26 protein-coding genes are annotated in these 24,262 nt (G+C 50.1%); 9 read left to right on the top strand and 17 right to left on the bottom strand.

What is annotated here, in order from left to right; genetic code table 11:
* The first annotated feature begins 2 nt into the window (after positions 1-2).
* The 6 genes from H8A87_RS13790 to H8A87_RS13770 all read left to right on the top strand — a co-directional run bounded on the left by H8A87_RS13790 (position 3) and on the right by H8A87_RS13770 (position 6,597).
* A complete protein-coding gene (locus H8A87_RS13790) occupies positions 3-3,761 on the top strand; it encodes a PAAR domain-containing protein (RefSeq protein ID WP_232370255.1) in 3,759 nt (1,252 codons plus the stop codon).
* Positions 3,752-4,369: an RHS repeat-associated core domain-containing protein gene (locus H8A87_RS19940; RefSeq protein ID WP_232370254.1), complete on the top strand. Its 618-nt coding sequence runs from the start codon at positions 3,752-3,754 to the stop codon at positions 4,367-4,369. Before H8A87_RS13790 ends, H8A87_RS19940 begins: the two co-directional genes overlap by 10 nt.
* Positions 4,366-4,992 (top strand): hypothetical protein, encoded by a 627-nt coding sequence (locus H8A87_RS13780; RefSeq protein WP_198690528.1) that lies wholly within the window; start codon positions 4,366-4,368, stop codon positions 4,990-4,992. Before H8A87_RS19940 ends, H8A87_RS13780 begins: the two co-directional genes overlap by 4 nt.
* A gap of 156 nt (positions 4,993-5,148) precedes the next feature.
* Positions 5,149-5,370, top strand: coding sequence for a hypothetical protein (locus H8A87_RS19935; protein ID WP_232370253.1), 222 nt, complete (start codon positions 5,149-5,151; stop codon positions 5,368-5,370).
* A gap of 50 nt (positions 5,371-5,420) precedes the next feature.
* On the top strand, positions 5,421-5,939 hold the full coding sequence (locus tag H8A87_RS19930; protein ID WP_332460372.1) for a hypothetical protein: 519 nt from the start codon (positions 5,421-5,423) through the stop codon (positions 5,937-5,939).
* A 100-nt stretch (positions 5,940-6,039) separates the two neighbouring features.
* Positions 6,040-6,597: a hypothetical protein gene (locus H8A87_RS13770; protein WP_198690527.1), complete on the top strand. Its 558-nt coding sequence runs from the start codon at positions 6,040-6,042 to the stop codon at positions 6,595-6,597.
* Positions 6,598-6,853: 256 nt separating this feature from the next.
* Here H8A87_RS13770 and H8A87_RS13765 read toward each other — a convergent pair whose 3' ends face one another.
* From H8A87_RS13765 to H8A87_RS13720, 10 genes are read right to left on the bottom strand one after another with little or no spacing between them, the layout of a single operon-like run.
* Positions 6,854-9,595, bottom strand: a complete 2,742-nt coding sequence (locus tag H8A87_RS13765; RefSeq protein WP_198690526.1) for a conjugative transfer ATPase — start codon at positions 9,593-9,595, stop codon at positions 6,854-6,856.
* A complete protein-coding gene (locus H8A87_RS13760; protein WP_198690525.1) occupies positions 9,595-9,996 on the bottom strand; it encodes a TIGR03751 family conjugal transfer lipoprotein in 402 nt (133 codons plus the stop codon). Before H8A87_RS13760 ends, H8A87_RS13765 begins: the two co-directional genes overlap by 1 nt.
* The gene (locus tag H8A87_RS13755) at positions 9,984-10,340 is read right to left on the bottom strand and encodes a hypothetical protein (protein WP_198690524.1); all 357 of its coding nucleotides are present in this window, start codon (positions 10,338-10,340) and stop codon (positions 9,984-9,986) included. Before H8A87_RS13755 ends, H8A87_RS13760 begins: the two co-directional genes overlap by 13 nt.
* Positions 10,340-11,755 carry a TIGR03752 family integrating conjugative element protein gene (locus H8A87_RS13750; protein ID WP_198690523.1) on the bottom strand — a complete coding sequence of 472 codons (1,416 nt, stop codon included), beginning with the start codon at positions 11,753-11,755 and terminating at the stop codon, positions 10,340-10,342. Before H8A87_RS13750 ends, H8A87_RS13755 begins: the two co-directional genes overlap by 1 nt.
* Complete coding sequence (locus H8A87_RS13745; protein ID WP_198690522.1) at positions 11,745-12,566, bottom strand: TIGR03749 family integrating conjugative element protein; 822 nt, start codon at positions 12,564-12,566, stop codon at positions 11,745-11,747. The genes H8A87_RS13750 and H8A87_RS13745 overlap by 11 nt, the downstream gene beginning before the upstream one ends.
* Positions 12,563-13,219, bottom strand: a complete 657-nt coding sequence (locus H8A87_RS13740; RefSeq protein WP_198690521.1) for a PFL_4703 family integrating conjugative element protein — start codon at positions 13,217-13,219, stop codon at positions 12,563-12,565. The genes H8A87_RS13745 and H8A87_RS13740 overlap by 4 nt, the downstream gene beginning before the upstream one ends.
* Positions 13,216-13,572, bottom strand: coding sequence for a TIGR03750 family conjugal transfer protein (locus H8A87_RS13735; protein WP_198690520.1), 357 nt, complete (start codon positions 13,570-13,572; stop codon positions 13,216-13,218). Before H8A87_RS13735 ends, H8A87_RS13740 begins: the two co-directional genes overlap by 4 nt.
* Before the next feature lie 10 nt (positions 13,573-13,582).
* Positions 13,583-13,960, bottom strand: a complete 378-nt coding sequence (locus tag H8A87_RS13730; protein WP_198690519.1) for a TIGR03745 family integrating conjugative element membrane protein — start codon at positions 13,958-13,960, stop codon at positions 13,583-13,585.
* Positions 13,961-13,995: 35 nt separating this feature from the next.
* Positions 13,996-14,232 carry a TIGR03758 family integrating conjugative element protein gene (locus tag H8A87_RS13725; RefSeq protein ID WP_198690518.1) on the bottom strand — a complete coding sequence of 79 codons (237 nt, stop codon included), beginning with the start codon at positions 14,230-14,232 and terminating at the stop codon, positions 13,996-13,998.
* The gene (locus tag H8A87_RS13720) at positions 14,229-14,558 is read right to left on the bottom strand and encodes an integrative conjugative element protein, RAQPRD family (RefSeq protein ID WP_198690517.1); all 330 of its coding nucleotides are present in this window, start codon (positions 14,556-14,558) and stop codon (positions 14,229-14,231) included. The genes H8A87_RS13725 and H8A87_RS13720 overlap by 4 nt, the downstream gene beginning before the upstream one ends.
* A gap of 214 nt (positions 14,559-14,772) precedes the next feature.
* On the opposite strand from H8A87_RS13720, the gene H8A87_RS13715 reads away from it, so the two are divergent.
* Entirely contained in the window at positions 14,773-15,282 is a 510-nt protein-coding gene (locus tag H8A87_RS13715; RefSeq protein WP_232370252.1) for a hypothetical protein, read from the top strand.
* A 49-nt stretch (positions 15,283-15,331) separates the two neighbouring features.
* Positions 15,332-16,351, top strand: coding sequence for a ParA family protein (locus tag H8A87_RS13710; protein ID WP_198690516.1), 1,020 nt, complete (start codon positions 15,332-15,334; stop codon positions 16,349-16,351).
* Positions 16,352-16,670: 319 nt separating this feature from the next.
* On the opposite strand, the gene ltrA is transcribed toward H8A87_RS13710, so the two are convergent.
* The gene (gene ltrA, locus H8A87_RS13705) at positions 16,671-18,347 is read right to left on the bottom strand and encodes a group II intron reverse transcriptase/maturase (protein WP_198690515.1); all 1,677 of its coding nucleotides are present in this window, start codon (positions 18,345-18,347) and stop codon (positions 16,671-16,673) included.
* Between the two features lie 76 nt (positions 18,348-18,423).
* On the opposite strand from ltrA, the gene H8A87_RS13700 reads away from it, so the two are divergent.
* The gene (locus tag H8A87_RS13700; protein ID WP_198690514.1) at positions 18,424-18,588 is read left to right on the top strand and encodes a hypothetical protein; all 165 of its coding nucleotides are present in this window, start codon (positions 18,424-18,426) and stop codon (positions 18,586-18,588) included.
* A 423-nt stretch (positions 18,589-19,011) separates the two neighbouring features.
* On the opposite strand, the gene H8A87_RS13695 is transcribed toward H8A87_RS13700, so the two are convergent.
* From H8A87_RS13695 to H8A87_RS13670, 6 genes are all read right to left on the bottom strand, one after another.
* A complete protein-coding gene (locus H8A87_RS13695) occupies positions 19,012-19,770 on the bottom strand; it encodes a TIGR03747 family integrating conjugative element membrane protein (RefSeq protein WP_198690513.1) in 759 nt (252 codons plus the stop codon).
* Positions 19,771-19,779: 9 nt separating this feature from the next.
* Positions 19,780-21,843, bottom strand: a complete 2,064-nt coding sequence (gene traD / locus H8A87_RS13690) for a type IV conjugative transfer system coupling protein TraD (RefSeq protein WP_198690512.1) — start codon at positions 21,841-21,843, stop codon at positions 19,780-19,782.
* Entirely contained in the window at positions 21,840-22,382 is a 543-nt protein-coding gene (locus H8A87_RS13685; protein ID WP_198690511.1) for an integrating conjugative element protein, read from the bottom strand. The genes traD and H8A87_RS13685 overlap by 4 nt, the downstream gene beginning before the upstream one ends.
* A complete protein-coding gene (locus tag H8A87_RS13680; RefSeq protein ID WP_198690510.1) occupies positions 22,364-23,059 on the bottom strand; it encodes a TIGR03759 family integrating conjugative element protein in 696 nt (231 codons plus the stop codon). Before H8A87_RS13680 ends, H8A87_RS13685 begins: the two co-directional genes overlap by 19 nt.
* On the bottom strand, positions 23,056-23,586 hold the full coding sequence (pilL2, locus tag H8A87_RS13675; RefSeq protein WP_198690509.1) for a PFGI-1 class ICE element type IV pilus protein PilL2: 531 nt from the start codon (positions 23,584-23,586) through the stop codon (positions 23,056-23,058). The genes H8A87_RS13680 and pilL2 overlap by 4 nt, the downstream gene beginning before the upstream one ends.
* A gap of 108 nt (positions 23,587-23,694) precedes the next feature.
* Positions 23,695-23,979 carry a helix-turn-helix domain-containing protein gene (locus tag H8A87_RS13670; RefSeq protein WP_013185134.1) on the bottom strand — a complete coding sequence of 95 codons (285 nt, stop codon included), beginning with the start codon at positions 23,977-23,979 and terminating at the stop codon, positions 23,695-23,697.
* Between the last annotated feature and the right edge of the window lie 283 nt (positions 23,980-24,262).

Below are 24,262 nucleotides of genomic sequence, written 5' to 3'. Positions count from 1 at the left end.
ATATGGGATTAGGTGATGAAATAATTACCCGGATTGCCCGGGTCGGGGCCACCCATGCCCGGCCGCCCTTGCCGCCCGGAGGTGGTGCCCGAGGACCGGCAGCGGCACGCCAAGGTGACCCCATCCAACATAAGAGTTTCTTTGGTGCCCTGATGGGAGCGGTGGCCGGTGCCCTGATTGGTGCTGCAATTTTCGGGGCGGTGGGGTTGCTGGTAGCCGGCACCGGCGGATTGGGCGCAACCCTCCTGGTGGCAGCCGCCGGCAGTGGATTAACCTATCTGGCCAGCGATGCCATTGCGGCAGCCAGTTCGGCCGTCTCGGACTTTGTTGACAGCTTCGGCTCACCGGACGGGGTGTTGAGTAGTGGTTCCGGTAACGTCATCATTGAAGGTATGCCCGCCGCACGCGCTACCGTTGATATGGCGGCATGCAGCAAACACCCGGCTCCCCCCCTGATAGCGCAAGGCAGTGAGTCGGTGTTTATCAACGACCAGCCGGCGGCGCGGGTTGGCGATAAACTGGTGTGTGGTGCCGCCATCAAAGGCGGTGCAAGCACCGTCTTCATCGGCTCCGGTCAGGGAACTTATCTAAAGATTGAAGAAGAGTTCTCCGGCTGGCAACGAGCGTTATTGGTGGCGGTAGAATTTCTGGTCCCCCCGACACGCGGGTTGGTAAAAGGCATCGGTAAGTTGATGACCAAAACCGGCCGACAGGCGGTGCTGGCCGGGGTAAAGCTGGGTGCCAAAAAAGCCGGCAACGTACTGAAAGGCAAAACCCTGAGCTGTGCTAAAGCCGCTTTTAAAGCCAATAAAGGCGTGAAACGTTTTACCCAGTCCACCAAAAAATTCTTCTCAGGCGATCCGATAGACGTGACCACCGGCAGCCTGTTTGACCAGCGTACCGAATTTGAACTGGGGCAAACCATACCCCTGACCTTCACCCGCAGCTGGTCACCGGGATTGCGGGGTCTGCTGGGTGAAAACTGGCTGGACAACTTCTCCGAAGCGGTCATCGTGACCGGTGACCGGATAGAAGTCCTGACGCTGGAAGGCGCTTCCCTGCACTTCGCTCTGCCCCGGAGCGTTGACCACAGTATCAACCCGGAGCACCCGGAATTTACGCTGAGCCGCCATCAACAGGGCTTTATGCTGACTGAGCGCAATCAGCCGGTCAGAAAATACTTTACCCAGCCGGATATTTCAGCGACCGCCGACACCCAGCGCTGGCCATTGTCGGCCCTGCGTGACCGCAACGATAACAGCATTGATTTTCATTACAACGGGCAAGGCCAGCTAAACCGGGTCACCCACAGCGACGGCCCGGAGCTGGTATTACTGTATCGTGAGGACGGATTACTGACCGACATTCGCCGCAGCGACAATGGTCTCAATGACGTGATGGTGCGCTATGGCTATCACGACAATGGCTGGCTGGCGGAAGCCGACAGTGCCCAACAATTCCACCTGTTCTATGAATACAATGCACAGGGATGGATTAAACGCTGGTCAGACGGTGACCAGACCTCGGTGGACTATGTGTATGATGCGCAAGGGCGCTGCGTTGAAAGCGTCGGCAGCGGCGGCTATTACCCCGTCCGGCTGACCTATGAACCCGGTATCACCCGCTCCACCACGCCACAAGGCCATACCACCACCTGGCATTATAACGCCGAGCAGCAGGTCACTCAGGTTGAAACCCCGTGCGGTCACGTCACCCGGTATGAATACGATGACTGGGGCAACCTGCAACGGCAAATCCTGCCGGAAGGGCAAATCTTGCAGCTGGATTATCTGGCGGATACCGGACTGGTCACAACATTTACCGATGCCGGCGGCGCCGTGTGGCAGTATCACTATGACGACGACGATCGGCTGGCCAGCATGACCGATCCGCTGGGACAGGTCTGGTGGCAGCAATACGATGATAAAGGCCATGCCGAATGCTTTATTGCGCCTGACGGCAGCAAAACTACCCTGACCCGCAATGCGTTCGGGTTGGTGACGAAGGCTGAGGATGACGAAGGCAACCAGCGGACCTGGGAATACGATGACCATCAGCGGCTGACCCGGCTGTTTGATGAAGAAAACCGCAGCCTGCGGCTCGGTTACGACAGCCATGACCGGTTACAACGGTTGTCATCGGGCGGCGGGGCTTTATGGTTATGGGAATACGACCGCCATCACCGCATCGCCTTAAGCGACCGCCCCAACAACAGTTTGGAGCGCTTCCGTCATGACCGCCACGGCAACCTCACCCGATGGACAGACGCGCGGGGTGTGGAATGGCAAATTGAATACGGGCCGTTTGACCTGCCGATCGGCCGGATTGACGGTGAAGGTCACCGCTGGCAGTACCGTTATGATCTCGATAGCCTGCAACTCCTCGAAGTCATTAATCCGCAAGGGGAAAGCTACCGTTATCAACTGGATGCCGACGGTCGAGTGATAACCGAGACCGATTACGCCGGCACGCAGTGGCATTATACCTATGACGGCAATGGCAACTGCACGGAAAAACGGGATGCGCTGAATAACGTCACCCGCTATGACTACGATGCCGCCGGGCAGATGACCGCCATGCACACGCCGGAAGGCACCACCACTTATGCCTACGATATTCTGGGGCGTCTGCTTGTGGTGACAGCACCGGAGGCGGAGCCGCTGACTTTTGAATACGATGACAAAGGCCGCCTTGTCAAAGAAATTCAGCCGTATGGCGAAATCCGGCGTGAGTATCCCGACAACGCCACGGCAGAACGCACCCTTCACACGCCCGATGGCCGAAGCTGGCAAACGGGCACACAGGCCAATAAGGTGGGTGAACTGAGCCTGCTCAGTATCAGTGGTGAGCATCAACTTACGCTTGAGCGGGATGAGGACGGGCACGAATGGCACCGTCAGTCAGACAAGGGCTTTATCCTGCGTCAGGAACATGCCCTGATGGGGCAACTGACGGCGCAGCGAGCCGGCCGCAACACCGAGTTTTTTGCTGCCCATGAAGTGGCTGATATTCCCCAACCGACACTGGCGGGGCTGGATCGGGAATATCGCTACGATGCAGCACTGAATCTGGTGGCGGCCAATGATGAACGACAATGGTTGCGCTATGTCGTCAACGGTAACAGTCAGGTCACCTCGGTCAGTGACGGCGACCAGCTGCGGGAGCATTATCAGTACGATGCCTGCGGCTACCCCGCCCGCCGTTTCGACGGTCGCCACGATATTGACAACGAACGGCTCTACCAGAAAGGCCACCGGCTGCGGCAGGCGGGTCAGCATCTGTTTGAATACGATGATGCAGGGCGAATGACCGCCATGCAGCTGTGGCAGGAAGGTCATCGTCCCCAGCTGACCAAGTTCCGCTGGAACAGCCAGAACCAGCTTATCCGCGTGCAGACACCGGGTGGCCAGCAATGGGATTATCGCTATGATGCTTTCGGGCGTCGCACAGAGAAAGTCTGCGAACAATCCGGCAGTCGGACGACCTACCTGTGGGACGGCGACCAACCAGCAGAAATCCGTGAATACCGTCATAACCGGCTGTACAGTATCCGCCATCTGGTCTTTGATGGCTGGCAGTTGCTGGCACAGCAAATCCAGTTCTTCACACCCAATCCGGAAAACCGCACTGAACTGATGGCCGGCGAGGTGCAAACACAGTATGCCGTCTGTGCCCCGACAGGCGAACCGCTGGCGCTTTTGACCCGCAAGGTCATCGCGTCTGGCGTCAACCACCGCAGAGCCTGTATGGCATGCGCCTGAAAGCAGCGGGTGAAAATGCGGAACTGAACCCGGAAATGCAATTCGCCGGTCAATGGCTCGATGGAGAGAGTGGTTTAGTCTATAATCGGTACAGATATTTTTCACCTGTTGCGGGTGTATATCTAACACCCGATCCAATTAAGCTCTTAGGCGGAGAAAATCTATACTCCTATGTACAAAATCCAACAGGCTGGATCGACCCCTTAGGTTTATCTAGTTGTATTTTGGGGCGAAATATGGGTGCAAAAGCCCGTGATGGTATGGCCAATCATCATCTTATTCCTGAGGAGTTAATCAAAAATAAAGAGTATGGGAAAATATTTGACAACATTAAAAAGATAGGCTGGAACGGAGATGGTGCATCTAACGGAATATTTTTACCTGGCACAAAAGAACTAGCCGGAAAAATTGGATTACCTGGGCACTGGTCTAACCACAATAAATATACTGCACAAATAGAGGCAAAACTTATTAAACTTGCTGAGAACGCTGATAAATTAAGTGATATTCAGCTGGCACTAGGTGTGAAAAAGATTCAAGATTGGGCTAGAAAAGGCTTAGAAAATGGCTTATTCAAAGTTGATCCAAATACTGGGAGACTAATATGATTAATACTGAAAATAATTTTTTCATTGTTAAATATGCCCCTGATGGGGTAGGATTACCTGATTTTATGGATAAAGAGTGGAGTCCAGAATTACCATATTATGATATTTATAAGAATCCTCCATCTTTAGAAACATTAGCTGATAAATATAATATTAAAATTAAATCCTACCAACTTGATGGTGATTTTTTTGTTAAAGACCGCCTAATTTCGCTAGAAATGTTAAAATTATGCAACGAGCTAAAAATAAACTGCATAACAGTTCCCGTTGAAATTCAGCTATACAGAAAAAAAATCCCACAAAAGCAATATTTCATTTTTTTCCTATCAGATTATTTATCTATACTAGATTTGAATAAATCCGTTTTCTCTATATCAAAAGATATATATACTGGTAAATTAGAAACACCAGAAGACAGTGGATTAGATAGAATTTATTATGAAACAATTGATAAATTCTGCATTAAAGAAGGAATATCACAACATCTGTTTTTTTGCCAGGAACTGGCAAAGCCTGTATGTTCGCATGTATTCAAAGAAAAATTTGAGTCACTTAATTTAAAGGGAGCAGAATTTGAAATCATAGATAATAATTATAAATACGACGCTTGGGATGGGTTTTAAACATGAAATAGCTTACATTTTTAATTAAAAAGCAAATCACATATATTTCTAAAACGTCCGGTGACATTATATTACCGGACAACTTCATATTTACAAAATAAAAAAACAATCGCATTATATGCATTCGAACCACAACTTGTAAAAGAAAACAAACATATGATAGACCCAATGCAAAATGCAATAACCTTTCCGAAAGGTTGGTTTCTTATGCTCAATGGAAACACGCCCTTTTATTGCGATCAAGGATGTACTGTTCCGGATTTTGCTGATGCCGGTAATCTTGTTGGCTATAACAAAAAAATGGAATTTACTTCAAATTCGCCTATGAATCCACCGAAATTAAAGGGGGCGAACCTCAGCCCGGAATCTATATTCTGACTATCAGAAAATATAATTATGATTACAACTCACGCCATTATGGTTGCTGTGTGCATGCAGAAGTCAAACAGACCCAATGCCCGAAAGAATTTAAAAAGATCATGGCGGATATGCTAAAAATGTCGGAGGAACAGTCCACTTATAAAGAAATAAAACGGCCTAAGCCTCAAGGAAAATGCACACCTCAATTGCATCAGTGCATTCATGATTTTTTCACCCGTATTAAAAAAGAAATCACGGATGAAATTATGCCCTTAGTCACCGCCTCCGTATATGAAGACGGAGAGGAGAATATCCTTTATCTTCGTAACTTGTACTATGGTGATGCTAAAAGTCCCTATCGGAGAGAGGATTTGGTTAAATGTGAAATACATAAAACAGTGGTCACGGAAATTCACAAGAAATTTGAATTACTCGATAAAACAAGAAAACTTGAGAATGGACGCGACCTTTATTCTTTTCTTTTTCGATCGCAAAAATACAATGTCAGCGCCTTTGTGCCTAAAAATGTGAGCTTATGTGACGTGTTTATGAGCATGAGCCATCTTCACGATGAAAAAATGATGTGAGGAACGTCAGAAAACAATTTCAAGGCGGGTATGTGAGCTTTTTTTTACTCTCAAGTTGCCGTAAAATCGCTTTTAATTGATTCATATGACAGGAGTTTTTATGCAAAATCATATTACTAAATTCCATTTAAGTGAGACAACAGAAGATGGAAAACCTTTGTTTTTAATAATATATAAAGATATTATTTTTAATAAAATAACAGAGAGTGAAATCAATAAATACATTGATGAAATTGATAAAAAAACTATAACTGAAGGCTATCTTGAATCCATGGATAGCTTCTCAATTATATTTCCTTCGGAAGTTGGTGAAGTGTCTTCTGAAGCACCAAGTAAAAGCGTATCAATTGAGCTCCCTTGTTATCCGGGAGTGTCCATTCCTGAATTTAAATCTTTAGATGAAAAAAATAAATTCATAAAATTCTATTTTCCAATTTTAGAAAAACAGGGCTTTCATAAAAAGCAAGGTAAAGCTCCTCGCATAAAGGGGACTATTATTACATTCATCCTGTCATTAATACTTTTCATGATATTTTCATTGTTAGGAAAATATATTTTTAGTGCTGTATATTACGCAAATATAATTCCAGCAGCATTGTTTTTATGGGGATTAAAACGATTTATCCTACCAAATGATTGTATTTATCTTCAAAAGTAATATTAATTTACTAATCAGGTGAATTTATGGAGCTGACCTAGATGACCAATATAGTCTACAGCTCCTTCATATAAAGGTTCTTAAGAATTAAATCTTTCATAACACGCATCCAATGTATTGTTTTTAGATGATTTTCTTTGCGGTGATTTGAATGCGTTCTGGTATAAAAAGGCTTTTGCTTTTTCCAGCCAAAAACACGTTTCTCGCGAATTCAACTACGTGCTATATTTGCTTCGCAACACAATTACCTCACTTATCACAAGCCTCGTACCATATCCATTTTTCTGGCCACCAACTTTGCAGATTCCAGTTCACTACACTGATGCTCCCGCATCAACGCCCGTCGTTCCGCTTTTTCTTCTTTTTCCGTCATCCCCAGTGCCAGATAGAGGCTCGGCGGCACCACCCGAAACAAGGCCTCGATTTTCTTCGCCAGCACCACCCCTTCGGTATAACAACGGGGTAGCTTACTGGCTGAAAGCAGTACCGCTTTCTGCTCTTCGGTCAGTTTCTTAAACCGGGCGATTTGCTCCACTTCATCCGGTGGCATGGTGAGACACAACCACCATTCAGCCATATTTAGCATCTTTTCAGCGGTATCGGGGTAATCCGCCAGGTTTTGAGTCGCTAGCCACAGCCAGGCACCCAGTTTACGCCACATTTTCACCACTTTGGTCATATACGGTGATAACAACGGATTTGTGGTGGTGATATGCCCTTCGTCAATAACCAGTTGCAGTTCGCGATCCTGATATTGATCCCGTTCCGCAAGGTTATTGACTTTGTTTATCAACGAGACCATTGCCAGTGCCATTTGAGCCGAGTAGTTCTCCCGTGCCAGTGTGCCCAAATCAATCAGGGTGACATCCACTTCCGGCCATGGCATGCCGGATCGGTTAAAAAGTTCTCCCTCAAATCCCTGGGTAAACATCGACATGGCGCTGGCCATTTCATCCGCCCGTGCCCGTCGGTGGGCTGTGATTAACGGCTGGCCGTGTTCATCCTGTTGATGATTGCGAGCAATGGCATACAGTGCGTTCTGTAAGTCTGACGCCACCATCTGGCGAGACTCCTCAAAGCTGGTCTGAGCCGCCTGCATAATGGCTTCACGGATAAGCCCCCGATCAGAGCGGGTCAGCCGTTCTTCTTCTCTTTTTTCACCGCCGGTGATCATCAGCCGGGCAGCAATTTCCATCTCGCCCAGAATATCACGCTGCTCATTCCCTTCCTCTTCCGGTTGCTCGTCCGTATCAGGAATGTCGGTTTCATGAATGCGCAATTGCTGAGGACTGAGTTGCAACAACTGATGTGCATCGGCAAACAGCGCCAGGCTGACGCCGCAGCCCGGTTTGATGCCGATTTTATTGACCGTCAGCCCCAGACTTTCGTAGTAATCGGCCAGCAGACCAAAACTGTTGCCCGCCTCCACGATAAACAAACGCGGCCGGTGTATGGCCATCAGCTGGATGAGTGAGGCGCATAGCGTAGCGGATTTACCGGCACCGGTCGGGCCAAATAACAGCAAATGGGCATTCTGGGTACGATCCTGTTTGTTCATCGGATCGAAGGTCAGCGGTGCTCCGCCCCGGTTAAAGAAACTGAACCCCGGATGCCTGGTGCCGGTCGAGCGCCCCGTGACCGGCAGTAATCCGGCCAGATGCTGTACCCAGGTCAAACGGCTGTACCAGTGTTTTTTGTCCTTCTGCGGATTAAAGCACATCGGCAGTGCCCGTAAATAGGCATTCAGCGGGGAAACACTGAATTCCGGTCGGACAGGCTGTAATCCTGCCGTCAACAGGGTGGAAGAGAGTTGGTGCACCCGATGATTCAGATCAGAAACATCCTTGCCGCGCACCAGAAAAGTGAGCGCACTGCGGTACAATTTATGCCGTCGCCCCAGCAGTGCTTTGACTTCCTGCACATCCTGCCGGACACGCAGTGATTCGGTGTTTTCCCCCACGGCATTTTTCGCCAGCCGGGTAAAGTCTTCTTCCAACCTGTCCTGTGCCTGCGCCACAATCGTCAGCGAAACCACGGTGCCTTCCGGCATCATATCCATCAGGGTATTGATATTGTCACCCCGTTTCACTTCGCCGGTCAGCGTACCCGGCTCCGGCGAACGGCGCAGACGCTCGACCGGCACCGCTTTGTGCGGCAGGCCGTCAAACCACCAGACGCCCGCCTCAGGATCAGACACCGGCGGGGTAAACCACAGACTTTCGGCAAAATCGGTGTTGAGGGGGAGCTCCGATTGGGTGGGCGTTTCATAACTGACAGCCCGGTAAAAATCGGCTTTTGTCATCTCCCAATCCGGGGCTGGATTAAAATGACGTAATAACCAGTTGTGGATCTGCCCGCCATTCTGGCGGCGAGCCATCACACCGGCGGCGGCCAGTGACGAGACCAGCCGTTCACACACCTGATTCAGAGTCGCCACGGAAGATAAGGCAAGAGTATATCTCTGCGATTTGTGCGCAGGTAACCAGCGGTACACCACCATTCGGGTCTGACGCTGTTGCCCCCGCCAAGGCTGCCCGGTGATCAGACTGTCCTGAAATATGCCGTCAGGCCGGGCAATACTGTGCAGGTGACGTGCCGATTCTGCCAGAAAAGCGTCAGTAAAGGTGGTATCCTGCGCCCACGGTTTCACATAGCCCTGCAAGGTGTTGAGATAGTCAGCAGGATCATCGTCATCCTGACAAAAGAACTGCACCACCCACGGCGAAATATCATCTTCTTCCAGACTGTCCTGAATCGCATCTTCCAGTTGATCCCGGATTTCAATCAGACGCTCAGCCGGGCGGCCTTCGGTGGCGATGGGCTCAATGTGGTAGACTGCACCGACGGAAATCCCGTCATCCAGCAACAGACACCGCTCTTTTTCCAGATATTCCACCCAGGGCAAATAATCAATAATCGAAGGATTGGCCTGATAAACGGTGTTTTCATCGGCTTCACGCAGCTTGCCGGGGCGGTTCAGCGCTTTGAAAGTTCCCATTACAATGCCTCCGTACGTTCACCCGGCAGGGCATACTGCACTTGGCTGTAAAACGGAAATACGGTGCTGTAGCCCGGTATCGGTGTATTGCCGGCGACCAGATGCGGATAAACGTACATCACCATATCGGGGTTAGGTAAGCGGGGAAATTGCTGGCTGATTTCCTGCGCGGCTGAGCGGCTGTAGTGATAAGGTTCTTCTAATACCCTGCTTCGTTCGGCGGAGGTTAACGCCCTACGCAGTGTTTGCCTTGCCGATGCTGTCCCCTGAGCTGCTTTGTTCTCCTGCCACATTGCCAGTACGGTTTGTTCTCCGGCAGGCAGCAAATCGTCTTTCGACGTCGAACAACCGGCCAGCAATCCTGCCAGACACACGACCCAGACACCGTTTATTTTTCGCATGCACCCGTCTCCGTCATACCAAGGAAGTCAAAGGTGGCAAACTCCGGATGGACTGCCAGCTCTGATAAGGTAAAAGGCAAAGGCTCCCACTGCTCAGGCTCTCTCTCAGCCTGACCGTCAATCGCTGACTGCCACTGAGTTTCTGTCAGGCGGAAAACCGCAAAATCGCCATCGCCCAGTTCCCGGCTTTCCTGACCGGCACCGAGATATAACCGGCTCGCTTTTTTACGCACAGACCGCCAATAAAGCTGAACGGGCGCGGGTTCAGAACCCGGTGTCATGGTGATTTGCAGGCAATAAGGCTGGCTGGCACAAAACAGCCATTGAGAAGAAGTGGTTTCCATTAATCTAAGGCTTCCTGATGATATTGGGCAGGTTCACTCACGCCATAGCGTACTTTACGGCCTGTCGTTTCGTAATCAATGGCCAGGTTTTGGGTGATATGCACCACAACACGGGCACCCGGCGGCACATAAACCGCATCAAACGTCTGACTGTAACGTTGTTTCAGCCACTCGCTCATGTCCTTCATGCCCCCAGACATCGCCTTGCCCAGCGCCGCCTGGCCGGCATTGCCGGTTAACGCGGTAGTAAGTCCACCGCTGCCATTGGTTTGAGCAGTCTGCTGGCTTTCATTGACGGCCTCCCCCGCCGAATTCATGGCTGAAAGGGCAAACAGCGTTGGCAGATAGGTGCCGGCGTTAGATTTACGCTCACCGCTGATACAAGGAATGCCGTTTTCATCCGACAGCCAGCCGATATTGTTAGTTTTTTGCCCGCTGCCCGGCAGGGTACGCACGGAGCCATCCTGAAACACAAAGGTGATGGAATTGACCTGACCACGCACGCAGGAAAGCGTCCAGTCCCCACTGGCCGAACCGGACACCACCGCCCCTTCCACCTCCGGCAGCTCAATACCGTTAGCCGTCAGGTTGTCTTTGCCGATCAAAATTTTGAACGGATAAGGGTCGGTTACCGTGCCATTGACGGGGACACGACCTAACAACGCAGTCATGGCCTGACTGCCCACTAACGTGGCATTTTCCGGCAGGGTATAGACCGGTTTTTCGTTTTCTTCCTTTGAGGGGTTCTGAAGCGAAACAGGCTGAGATTGATTTTGCCCGGCTACAGGCTGTTCACTTAAAAATGAGGTCGGGAAGCGTGCCGTTGCGTTGCCATTGCCGATACTTTGCATATCTGTCGGTTTTTCATCGGCGGGTGTTATCCAGATAAAATCACCCTGCCCGGTGGCTGTATTCGCTGAATAGGGATCGATTCCCGCGCCCAGCGGTACCGGACTGTCGGGCGCAGACAGCGGGGTTGAATTCAGTCGCTCAGTCAGCAAATCAATCTGTGCCAGTAACCCCTGCTGCTCATCCTGTAATTCGCGCTGACGCTGTTCATCAGCCTGCCGAAGGGTGGCAACGGCGGCATCTATCTGACCGGCCACATCGTGATGCTGGTTTTTTAACTGGTCATTTTCTTTCAGGATATCGGCATTCTGCCGGCTTAACCGTTGTTGCTCTGCCCGCACTTTATTGAGTGTGCCGACCAGCGTTCGCAGGGTATCTTCCGGTGTATCGCCGCCGATACCCAGTGCCTGTAGCTCCTCCGGGGACAGCGAGGCCAGGGCATTATTGGGCGGTGTCGCGGGCGCAACCGTGTCTGTTGAACTGCAACTTTTGATGCCGATAAACCCGCCGACCATCAGCACCGCCGGCACCAGTACCTTGACCAAGCTGTTAGATTTAATCTGCATGAAGGGCTCCCGATTTCACGACTGTCGGCTCAGGAATAAAGGCGTTATCCGGCTGACCCTGAGTGACAAGATACAGCACCGTCGTATCTTCCGGTGTGCCGGCTGCCCCCAGCCAGCGATGCTGAAACGTCGCAGCCACAAACTGCCCCTGCAAGGTGCGCGGATCGAGTGTGAGAGTGCGTTTGGCGGTATTGCGCAATTTCAGCGCCACAACGGAATAACGGTTCACCGCCCAACCTGCCAATGGGGTTATGTCAATCGGCGCTGAGGGGTAGAGTGTCGTGATTATCGAAGGTAAGTGCAGGTTGACCGGATGAATGCCAGCAACCGGCTCAAGGGTGCGCAGCGGCGCATACAGCTGCTGCGCGGCATAGCGAGTCAACACCACCGGCACGGGCGCAGATAATCTGGTTTTGCTCTGCGAAGGGGATTTTTCGGCTGACACGGAGGATTTTTCATCCGGATAAATAATGCGTATCGGCTCGGTTGGAGCCGTTTTGGCGGTACGGATATCCAGCAAGATAATTTCGCCGTTTTCACTGTCCTGTAATTGCAGACGGGTCGACGAAAATGATTGGCTGGCTTTCAGATAAACCGCCCCGCCGGCGCTTTGCACCCGCAGTTTATTACTGAGTGACGGGAGCATGCCGACACGCATATTCCGGTCAGCAAAAATAATCCGTTCCTGACCCACTTTCAGCGTCACTGATAACGGAATGCGTTCCCATTTCAGCAATTCATCTGCATTCGCCCCAAAACTGAACAACAGCATCAGCCCCAAACAAGCACAGAGAGAAGGCAATCTTTTCATTGAAACATCCCCTTTTTCTCTTCCACAGGTGGCGGCATGGCTTCCAGTCGTTGTGGCATTCCATCGTAGCAATCCAGCGCCAGTCCAAACGGATTACGCTCGGCATCCCCCTCCCAGCGCACCACTTTCAGGGGATAGCGCACCAGCGCCCGTTTGACGGATTCAGCGTGGTAATACTCATCGGCCACCAAATCCAGCCGCACCCTCCAGTTATCCTGATTGTGTACCGTCACACTGTTCGTCTCATAGCCCCGACCGGGTATTTCGTATACCACCCGCACCCGATCGAGCAGTTCACCACTGTCAGCCCGGGTTTTGGCATCCTCCCGCAGAAAATCCTGACAGGTAGGCGTCAGATAGGGCGATAAGGCCACAATTTTGGCCGGATAATCCTGTGCCCCGTTTTTCGGCCAGGCATTCAGTTGCTGGAAAATATAAAACGCAAAACTGTAGACACTTGGCGCGGGGACCTCCCACCAAGCCCGGGTGCTGCCACTGCGTAAATCCGGCGGATTATGAATGGTGAGATTGCGCGGTGCCGTCATCCAGCCAGTCAGCGTGATCAACAAGACCAGAACCAGCACCCCGCAGGCGAGCCGCAAAGTCAGAATATGCTGGTCACGGTTTTTCAGTGCATGGCGAAACCGACTCATCGCTTGCTCCTGCTGCGCCGTAGCGACCAGCCCTGAGCCGCAATAATCAGTGCCGGATCACCAATACCCAGCCGACGTTTTTTTTCTTCCAGTTTCTGCCAAAGATAATTTTCCGGTTTGCCGCGCTTAAGCTGCGCGAGCCAGCGCCCGCCAAAGCTCACCAGCAGCAAAGGCGTGACCAGCATGCCCGTGGGTATCATGACCCAACCCACTAACGGGATGAGGGGCAGGCTTACCATCAGCCCACCGCCTACTCCGGCTAATGCCGCCAGTCCCATCTCCGGGGTGGTGAAGCCGCGAAATACCACCGGCTCAGCGTTTAAGCGATCAGGTAAGAACGGGATCGTCTGCATAAGCGGCACCTTAAAAAATAATGCCGGCCGACTTTGCCAGCAGCCAGATCACTGCAACCAGCAGCACCACGCCGACCACGATAATGGAGCCAAACTGTGTCCAGGTCGCTTTGCCGTCACGCACTTCGGAGAAGGTTTCCACGGCGGCAGAGGCGACTTTAAAAAACGCCACAGCCGAGAGGATTAAGCCCCCAATCACAATGCCATCCTGTGCATAACCCTTCACTTGTCCCAATAACCCGCCCCCACCGCCACTTTTCGGCGGTTCGATCGCAGGTAAATCAGCCCAGGAGGATTCGCAGGCAAGGCCGAACAACAAAAACACAGTGCTGATTCGAGTCATCAGGTTCGCACTGAGACGACGGCAGGCAGTTAATATTGGATTCATATTTACGCGGTTCCTTTTTTACTGTGTTCATTGTGTTAACTGGCAAACATCCAGACCGATATCACCAGTAAGAGGGCCGTTCGCAGGGCAAACTGGCTGATGGTCTGATTACGCACTTTTTCATTTGCCCAACCGTTCCAGACATCCACCGCCGCCCAGGCCGCCCAAAGAAACAAGGTCGCGAAGAAAAAACCGACGCACACCAGATACAGAAAATGAATATCAAAGTGTCCTGAAGCCGCTTCAAAGGCATTGCGCTGGGTGGGGGTCATTGTGGGCGTTCCTGACGGTATTGATCGGATAACGGTGCAGGCTCGCCTGGCTGGCCACGGGAGGGCGTCAGGTAGTGATCGATGCCGGTTTTGATGGTGTTGAGATCGGCACTGATACGGGCGTAATCAAAGTAGTAGCGAGGGAGGGTTGGGGCATCAACCTGCTTTTCGGCAATGTTTGCGCGTTCCAGTGCTATTTGTACCTGCTCAATCAGATTTTTGGCACTGGCCAATTCATCTTTCTCGGCTGCCTGCGCAAGCGGCACACACAATAGGGTCAGCCCCAGCAGACAGGCAGAACGGAACAGGGAAAAACTACCACGCATCAACACGCACCTCGTCATGAAATTCAGAATGTCGAGGATGCGAGGTTTTTAAGGTCAGATCAGCAATAAACTCTTTATGCTTTGATGAGAATTAGCTAAATCGTCTGACTAAATTATTGAGTTAATAATTTAACAATGAAGAAAATCATAAGTTGAGGAATGATTTAAATGTGCCTAATGATGAATACGAAAAGACACGGAAACTGGGTGCGCGTTGGGATGCGCCCCCAAAATCTGGTATATCGATAACAGTGTTGACCCGACGGCATTTATGCTGCTAGGCGAGCATAAAATTCTGGAAAATAATGATGATGGCTACACAGAGCAGGGCAGCCCAGCGTTTTTATTTTATATCGCCGATATTTCCACTCTCGTGCGTAACGTACTTCCCGGCTTTAACCACACTCTGCGTAAAGCTGTCAACCAACGGCTGCGAAAGCAGCACCGGATAAACTATTGCGATCACTGTGGCGCGCAACAGGATGATATCGAAATGTTTGCAGAGATCGGCTGCGTGTTTTTTCCTGCGTCTAAGGAGCAAGCGGCTACTATTCGGCTACATCGTATCGATCAGCCGTTTGTAGGGTATTATGAAGATATTTCACATCATCACTACTATTTCGATCCGAAGGGAGAAAGCTGGATCTGCCAGACCTGTGACTGGTTTGAATGGATGACGCTCATTGAAGTTCACACCAACCACATATTGCGTTTATTGCATTAATCTAATTATCCCATTATCTTAATGATAAATAACTAAAAGGAAAATATTTATGTCTATATATTCATTTTGGAATAACAAAGGTGGCACAGGAAAAACAAGCTTAGCATTTCAGGCTATCTGTAGTTTTGCAAAAAAACACCCAGATAAAAAAATACTGGCCGTTGACTTATGTCCACAAGCAAATATCTCTGAATTATTTCTTGGTGGTCAAGAAAACAATGGAAATAATCAACTACTGGTAGCTCATGCAAATACACCAAGGAAAAGTATTGGTGGATACTTCGATAATCGACTTTCATCTCCATATTCTCCATCCAATTTCGAACCAAGCGATTACACTCTAAAACCATCATCAGTAAATAGTAACATTCCTGACAATGTTGATTTAATTTGCGGTGACCCATTAGTTGAATTGCAGACAATAGCAATGAATACATTAGCTAATACTAAATTGCCGGGAATAAATTCATGGTTAGCAGTCATTGATTGGTTGAAAGATTTACTAAACAAAAATAATAATTATTATGACGATGTATTTATTGATACCAACCCAAGCTTTGCTATGTATACACAAATAGCATTAGCCACATCAGAATATATTATTGTTCCAGTAATGGCTGATGACTCATCACGTAGAGCTTTACAGAATGCCCTATCACTCATCTACGGCATAAACCTTCCATCCCCTATTTATTCAGAATTTACATTTTCTTACCTCATGAATGAAGCTGGTAGATCTTTACCTAAAATTCATTTGGTTGTAAGAAACAGAATTACTCAATATATGGGTGATGCATCTGCATACCAAGCAGTACTAACAGGGATAAATGATGATTTAAATACAGCCATTCAAAATCATCAAAGATATTTTTCCTTTAACAAACCCCATGAAGGAATTATTAGTGTTAGAGATTTCCAAACAACAGGAGTTGTTGCATTTGCTAGGGGTTGCCCTTTTTCAGAAATGAAACCAGGAAAACTTTCAGTTAATGGGAAATCAATTCAGGTAAATAAAGTAAATCTTGATAAAGTTCGAATCGCCATTAGTGAGTTAGTTGAAAAAATCTAGTCTAAGTGCATTTTTTACTAAACATAATGGCTTACATATAAATCAATATACAGTGAGCTAATTATATTTTTACTGCCACTACCTTTACTTATTTTTATAATATTAATTGATATTAATTGATATTAATTGATATTAATAAGAGTCATTTCTGACGCGCCGCTATGCGGCTTGTCTGCTGACACTGAAGTACAAAACAAAAAGCGTTTTGCACTTCAGTGTCAGCGTCGTCGAGTAGCGAGCACGTATTACTACGCACCCGCCCTCTAAGAACCGTACGTGCGACTTTCACCGCATACGGCTCAAGCCTTTATAAACCTGCTTAGCAGGCCAGCTTGTTGACCGAAAGTTCGCGCTCATGAACCTCATGATGGCAGGAAGGATGAAGTAATACTCTATTTCCGGCTACATCTCTGCCGCCCCGATGGCGGGGAACCCGATTATGTTCCTGCCAGCCTGTTTCTTGAGTGATTGGCATTTTACACAACGCACAACGTCCCTGCTGTTCGCGATAAAGAATGAATATTTGCCGACGATACCGGAGCTTATTCATCATCCGTTTCGTCCGCAACATTTCACCCTCTTGTTCCCATGCCGGATCAAATGGATTGTACTGCCCCTTCACCTTTAAATGGCGCCGTATCGGGATACTTGAGATATCATACAGTACCCCTTCCCTTGTTCCACCCTCTGCGTCAGAGGCGAAGACCCAGTCCCGGTTGCCCACGGTGTGAAAATAGCGAGCTTTCACCCATTGGACTCCTTTCTTCTGATGTCGCCGTCTGGCCCATTGCCAGAGCATAAACCAGATCTGTGCATTCACTTTATGAAGCGTCGATTTGGCCACCACGGGTTGATGGTACTGCGCCCAGCCTTTCAGGAGGCGATTGAGCATGCGGATGAGGTTCGCCTGCTTCGCCGCTCGATTGGCCGTGATTGTCTCTTTCACTTTTCGACAGAATGCTTGCACATTCTTTTTGGCGGGTTTGATAAGAAGCTTTCCGCCGTATTTGCGAAAATTCCACCCCAGAAAATCAAAACCCGTATCTATATGTGTGATATGTGTTTTTTCCTCAGACAACATCAATCCCCGCTCGGACAAAAAGCCTTCAATCCAGGGTTTAACCCGTTCTTCCAGCGTCTCTTTCGAACTGCAAGTGATCACAAAGTCGTCTGCATACCGCACAACATTGATCTTGTTTATCCGGGCGCGTTCCTTGCCGATATGCTTTTTAAGCAAGATTTCTAATCCATCAAGAGTCATATTAGCCAGTGTTGGGGAAATAATCCCACCCTGCGGGGTTCCTTCCTCTGTTGCTGCCAGGCTCCCCTGATGCACAACACCTGATTTCAACCAGTTGCGCAGCACATCCTTATCCATAGGGATATGACTGAGCAGCCACTCATGATTGATGTGATCAAAACACCCTTTAATATCCGCTTCCAATACCCATTGGGGAGAACGCTTTTTCGACAGGCAGCAAAATAATTGTGCCATTGCGTCTGCCGTTGAGCGTTCTGCCCTGAAGCCATAGCTGTTTGGATCACCTGTTGTTTCTGCAACAGGTGACAATGCCAGCAGATACAGCGCCTGCATGGCGCGATCTTTCAGGGTGGGGATGCCCAGAGGACGATGTTTACCATTTGATTTTGGGATGAAAACCCGACGAAGAGGACAGGCTTGATAGCCCCGGCGTTTTAACGTCTGGGCTGCTTTCCACTTCGCTTCCGGTGTTGACCATAATTTTCCGTCAACGCCGGGGGTTCGTTTGCCGCGATTTTCTGTCACCCGCCGAACCGCCAGTAACTTGGCGGTTCGGGAGCGAACCAACATCCGTTGCAACGCTTTCACCTTGCGCCAGTTATTGGCCTTACACGCTTTCGCAATCCGGATCTGTAGTGCTCTCACCGTTTGTTCAACATGGCACCAATCAATATCGTGCCAGTCTAGTAAACCGTGGGAAAGCGCAGACACTGATGTTGCCGAGTGCGCTACCATGCTGCTTTCCTCCGTTATCGTCAGAGTGTTACAAATTTCATGCGATTAAAGACCCGATGGAAGTGGGCTCACTTTCGTGTCAGGTGATGTTTCAACCCGTATTCTGGCGATTACGGCCAGACCTTCGCTTTCTCCATCCTCCTTTACCCGCACCGTCAATAGCATTCCTTACGGTCCGCCTGCCCCCGGGGGCAACGATACGGGCTTACCGTGTTCCTCACCAGTTACACGACTGGGTTAGGATCTGCCTGTCCACCGGTGGCTTTGACGACGACGTGCTCCCACTATAAACAAGAGCAGCCAGCCACATACCGTTTTGGTCAGTGCCTGACAGCAGCTTTGGCACATCAAAATTAACGATGTTTATCAGCAGTTCACTTACATTATCCCTACCAGTCAGCCTTGCGCCTCACCCCGATGCTGCTTCGAGGATCGCAATCACCTCCTCACAGAGGTGATCACACCTGACGGTGGCTACTTTCCGAAGGAGCTTCAGACAAAACCGTTACCCGCAATGCCTGTCCTCTTGGGCTACTGTTGGTCGTACAACAGGTCAATCTTCATTCTGACATCAAATGTTTGACAATAACTGGTGAAGCTTATAACTTATTTCAAATAAACATAACTCATTGTTTAATAATTGAAATAAATCCTCACGTCGCACTTATAAATATTTCTTAAACATGGAGGTTGTTATCACAATCGCCATGCCCAGCACTATCGCCGCAGGCAACAATATCACCGTGGGATACACCACATCCGGCCACGATAAATACAACACACAGGGAATGGTGCAGGCCGGTTTAATTCCTCGTTTGGCATGGTGATAAACAAAACTGGATTCATATCCTGCCCCATAACGCCGTAAATCGCGCCGCCCCAACCCGTCTATCACTGCAACTAACACCACCATCACAAACAAGGGGACAGATAACAACAAAATTGCCAGCCGGATCAGAGTCACCATCGTGATAAACATCGTTGCCAGCCAATACTCACGCAAATGACCCGATATACCCTGTAATACCACATTAAATTCACGCATAAAATCATTGCGACTATGGAGCTGATAGTGCGATTGTCCCTGAATCCAGTTGATAAAACCACTGTCCACAAACAGCCATTGATAGGCTTGCGCCAACCCTGCCGAAACGGTTTGTGAGGGTTCTGACAGCAACAGGCTTCGGGTAAATTCAGTGGATAAAAATTGCAGCTCCGTTTTCATCATATTCTGACTGTGAGTGGCACCCTGTTCCGGCCAGAAAAAAGCCATACCGAGATATTCCAGTAACAGGCTGAATAGCCAGGACATCACCATAAACCCAATGAGTTGCCACGGCCATTCCCATAACAGACGATACAACAGTCCATGCTTACGGGGCGGTTGGGAAGATGGGCGGGATTGATTTTCTGACTGTGCCATGACCGGAAACTATCCCTTCTCTTCCCACCAGTTTTCACTGGTGCGGTAGTGCCTGCGCATCTGTTCGGCGATTTTCTGCAAACTGGCCGGCATCAGGGCATCATCCTCATCCCCCGTGGGCAAAGGCATGCGGATTTTCCACAGTTGCCCGCCTTCCAGCAGCGCGAACGCCTGCCCTTTCGGCAGGTTAATCATTTCAGCGGGAGTGACAAGCGGCGTTTTGACGGTGCCTACCCTGTCCTGTGTGGAAGAAGTGAAATCCTGTCCTTGTTCAACATCGGCAATATCTGAATGCCCCGATACCAGGGTCTTGCTGTAGATTTCCACTTCAGGTAACTGACTGGTGAGCAACTCCGCCGTCCGGTTATCGCGCACACGCAACATAATCAAAGTGTTGAAGTTACCTATCACCTGCGCCGTTTTGGCCGGGCTGCCGATACGGGCCTCGATATCAGAGGAGGTCTGGGTATATGCCGTCACCTGCATGCCCGCGCCGCCACCTTTGTTGATCAGCGGAATAAATTCATCGCCCATCAGTTCATTGAATTCGTCACAATGCAGGTTAATCGCCAGTTTGCCATCATAACGTACCGGTAATCCAGCGTTCATGCCATATTTGTAAATCTGCCCGGCGACACTGACCAAATCTGCAAACATGCTGTTGCCCACGGCTGAGGCCACATCACTGTCAGACAGCGCATCCAGCCCGATATAGACAATCCCGTTCTTACGGATCACTTGTTCCCAATCGAAGATGGGCCGCAGGTCAGTCATATTGAGATAATCCGGCGATAACAATTCCGCAATTTTGCCGGTGGTCAGTTTTTCCAGCAACGGCAACAGGGAGGCGACAATTTTATCAAAATAGGTGCGGTCATAACGCACGGCAGAACGCAGACCATCCAGAATCGGGTCATAGAGTTGTTTGCCTGCGTCAGAACTCAGCGTCATTTCCATCGCCCAGAGCCGGAGGGCATCGGGTTGCCCCTGCATATTGCGCGGAATGTCTTTTTCTTTCAGTTTGCTGAGGGAATGATTGATTTGCGCCAGCAGATCCGGCTGTCTTTCCTCCATCATTCGGGTGGCATAGCGTTGATACAGTTCGCTGATATTATTGACGTAACGGGTGATAAGCTGGTAATCCGGCCGGTGCCCCAGCGCCACCAAAGCACGGGCAACAATATTGACAAACCGCCAGGCAAATTCACGGAACGCGGCGCTGTTGCCTTCGCCGCTGAGCTGACCGGCCAGACGGGAAGCCACTTCGGACACCCGGCCAAACCGCCCGACGGCGTTATAGCGGGCAGATATTTCCGGCCAGCCCAGATGAAAGAGGGAGAGTTCATTGCCGCGACCCGCGCGGTGCGCTTCTGCCCAGATGCGCCTTAACAAATCGGCGTCGCCTTTGGGATCAAAGACGATCACCACTTCACCGCGCCGGATATCCTGCGTTATCAGCAGTTCAGCCAGCCGGGTTTTCCCCACCCGTGTGGTACCCATCACCAGCGTATGCCCGACCCGCTCGCGCAGATCCATAAAAACATCGGCCTCCTGTGGCTCAATACCGTGGATAGCAGGATTGCCACCCACAGGCGGCAGCGGGCGTACCGGATTAAATGGCGAGTCTTTGCGTAATAGCGCAGATAATGTCGGCCAACGGTATTCAGTTCGGCGCTCCAGTGCGCGGGCAAACTGATAGAGCCGGGCAGGTTGCACAAATCGTTCGACCTCCGGTCGGCGCGTATCCTGTAAACGCTGGGTATGCTTCTGCTGCCAGCGAAATCCACGGCCCAGAAACAACTGCCGGTGACTGACAGGAATGTGCCTGGTACTCATCTGGTAACGCGGCAGGCGGCGCAGATTTCTGCGATAACGGATGACCTGAATACCCTGCCATGTGCGTATCATCGCTAATACAGTAAAACCACCGGCCATCACATAGCTGACGGAAGGTGCCAGTGCGATGGCCCAGGGTGCCCGGATACAGACAAACGCGGCAACGGCGGAGACCAGCGCCGTATTCAGCTCGACGGCCGGGCGCAGCAGGGCTTCAACCACATAACGGCGGCTCATGGTGACAACTGTTGGGAAAGTTGAGTTTCCGTGATCAACACCGGATAATGTTGCAGTTGCAATCGACGAGCCAGCTCGGTGCTGGAAGCAGGCGATAACAATAAATCCGGCGCTGATGCCCGCAGTAACTGCAAACCCGCCATTTCACTGACATTGACCACCAGACCCACAGCATGCAGTTTCGTCAATGTGCCCGCATTCTGGCTTAACCACTGGCGTGAGTCCGGATCATCCCCAATCAGAAACAGGGCGCCAATCCCCGGCAATTGCAGTGGTCTGCTTGCTACTTTTCCCGGCGTCAGTTCCGGTGTTTTGACAGGCAACATTGCGGCTTCCCCTGCCATCTTGGGCGAAAAATGCTGTACCGATGACAAAGACGCATCGCTTTGCTCAGCATTAATGCTTTCATAAAAAGGCGAGGCATCTTTGCCGCCTAAATCGGCAATCACATTCAGTTCAGCATGGCATGCACTTATCCATAACAGGCCGATAACGGGAAATACGCTCAGCCGTTTCATTATCATGACGTGATATGCCATCCCTGCTCTCCCTGTCGCAATAAGACCGGCATGATGCCCTGCCCAAACCGGAACCAGTACCCTGCATCATGATTCAGGGTGACTTGCCGGTTGCGCACCCGTTCAACGGGGATGCGGTGTTTTTTGGCCCACTGCCGTAGTGTGTCGTCATTGCCCTTGCTGTCGACCAGATAGATGTCAACCGGTTGCATCAATGCCAGAACTTCCGCTAAGCGGGCATCACACGGCGGGCAATCGTTGATTTTGACAAACAACGCCAGACGCCCCTTTGCCTCACCGGATTTCTCCATATTGACCGGCAACATATCCGGAAATAATCGCTGCCAGGCTGCATCCACTTCCCGCTGAAAACGCAGTTCTTTTTCAGTGCGGGCAAATTCCGCTTTGACCCACTGCTCAGCATAACGGCGGCGTTCGGCATCATTTTCGGCTTCAATACCCAATGCTGTCAGCGGATCGAGTCCCGGCGACTGGATACCTCTTGGCCCTTCCATAATATGCTGATAACGCTGGTATTCATCCGTATTCAATCCCCATTGCTCAGCCTGTGTTTTCAACGTTTGCTTCTGGCTTTCCACAACATGGGTTTGCTGCGAGGTTAAGGGTGCCAGTGTTTCTGCCCATGCCGGACTGCTGAGCACTATCCACGTTACCAGACCGATTTGATGCAATCTCATGGCTGCTTTCCCTGCTGAGGTTGTGGAAGCTGATAACCCGGCCGCAAATGGTGACAAACCTCACGTTGCACCTCATCCACCTCCAGTTGCCAGGCCGGGCCTGCCATAAACTGCAACGCCGTGCGCAGCCGGACAGAACCTGACTGAGTGTGTACCGACGGCAGCGGCTGGCGATATAAAATGTCATTGGTTTTTTCAGGCGAACACAAGGTATAGCCTGAATGACGCAACACATAACGCATGGCATCGCCAACCGTAGGTTTCTGGGAAACAGAGATACGAACATCAACCAATTGGGAAAGAAGGTCACGCTGTGCCTCTGTCGGATCGGTGCTGACCAGCAGATAACGACCGTGACGGACAACTTCCGATGTTTGTTGATAAATATCGGGTGAGACGGGCTGAATATTGCGCGTGAGCTGCGTTGCTGAAATGGTCTCGGGAGTACATTGAGGCGGTTGCTTGGACGGGGCATGACAACCCGTCAGGATAGTGACCAATACACCCATTAATACGGTTATTCTCATTCCTGTTATTCCTGCCCGACAATAAAATGCCCTTGACTGTGCAGGAAATAACAGGATTTATTCAATCAACAACTGAAACTGCCTTTTAGGAAATAAAAACGTTATCGCTTATTGCTCTGAAGATTCTGCTGAAACCGCTTTGCGCACGGTACGTTCAATCAACTGACCATATTGGTCAAAATAACGGCTCGGCCAGATTTCAGAGGGATGAACGTCGAGGTAATTCGCAATGATCCATTCCCCTTTTGGCCAGGCGCGGGACAGGGTGTTGGCGAGAGTTGAAGAGCTTAGTCCGGCTTCGCGGGAGACGGCGGCGAGTGTTGTACCACGTTTGCGTAATGCACAAATAATTTCGGCTGGGTGCCAGTCTTTCTGAGTGTGAGTCATAGTCATACCTGCTTCCCCTTCTTTTGATTATTGAATGGTGGCGATTCAAGACAGGGATTCTCAGGTACCGGGAACTATCCACCGGCGAGGCCGAAGCCTCCCCTGCCTGAACCGCCATAGAAGAGGCAAGTGCAGACACACTGGTAGAAACATCCTACCAGTGGATAGTTCATTGAGGCCTGAGATTCGGTCATGTATTAAATGGTTAGTTACTGTGATATGCTTCCGGCTTTTTAAGGATGAAGCATGGTCAAAGTTGACGTCTATTGCCGTTATTGCCACAAATCAG

The sequence above is a fragment of the Xenorhabdus lircayensis genome (genome assembly GCF_016306625.1).
In the GTDB taxonomy this organism is placed as follows: Bacteria; Pseudomonadota; Gammaproteobacteria; order Enterobacterales; family Enterobacteriaceae; genus Xenorhabdus; species Xenorhabdus lircayensis.
This window is presented reverse-complemented; position numbering and strand designations above follow the sequence as displayed.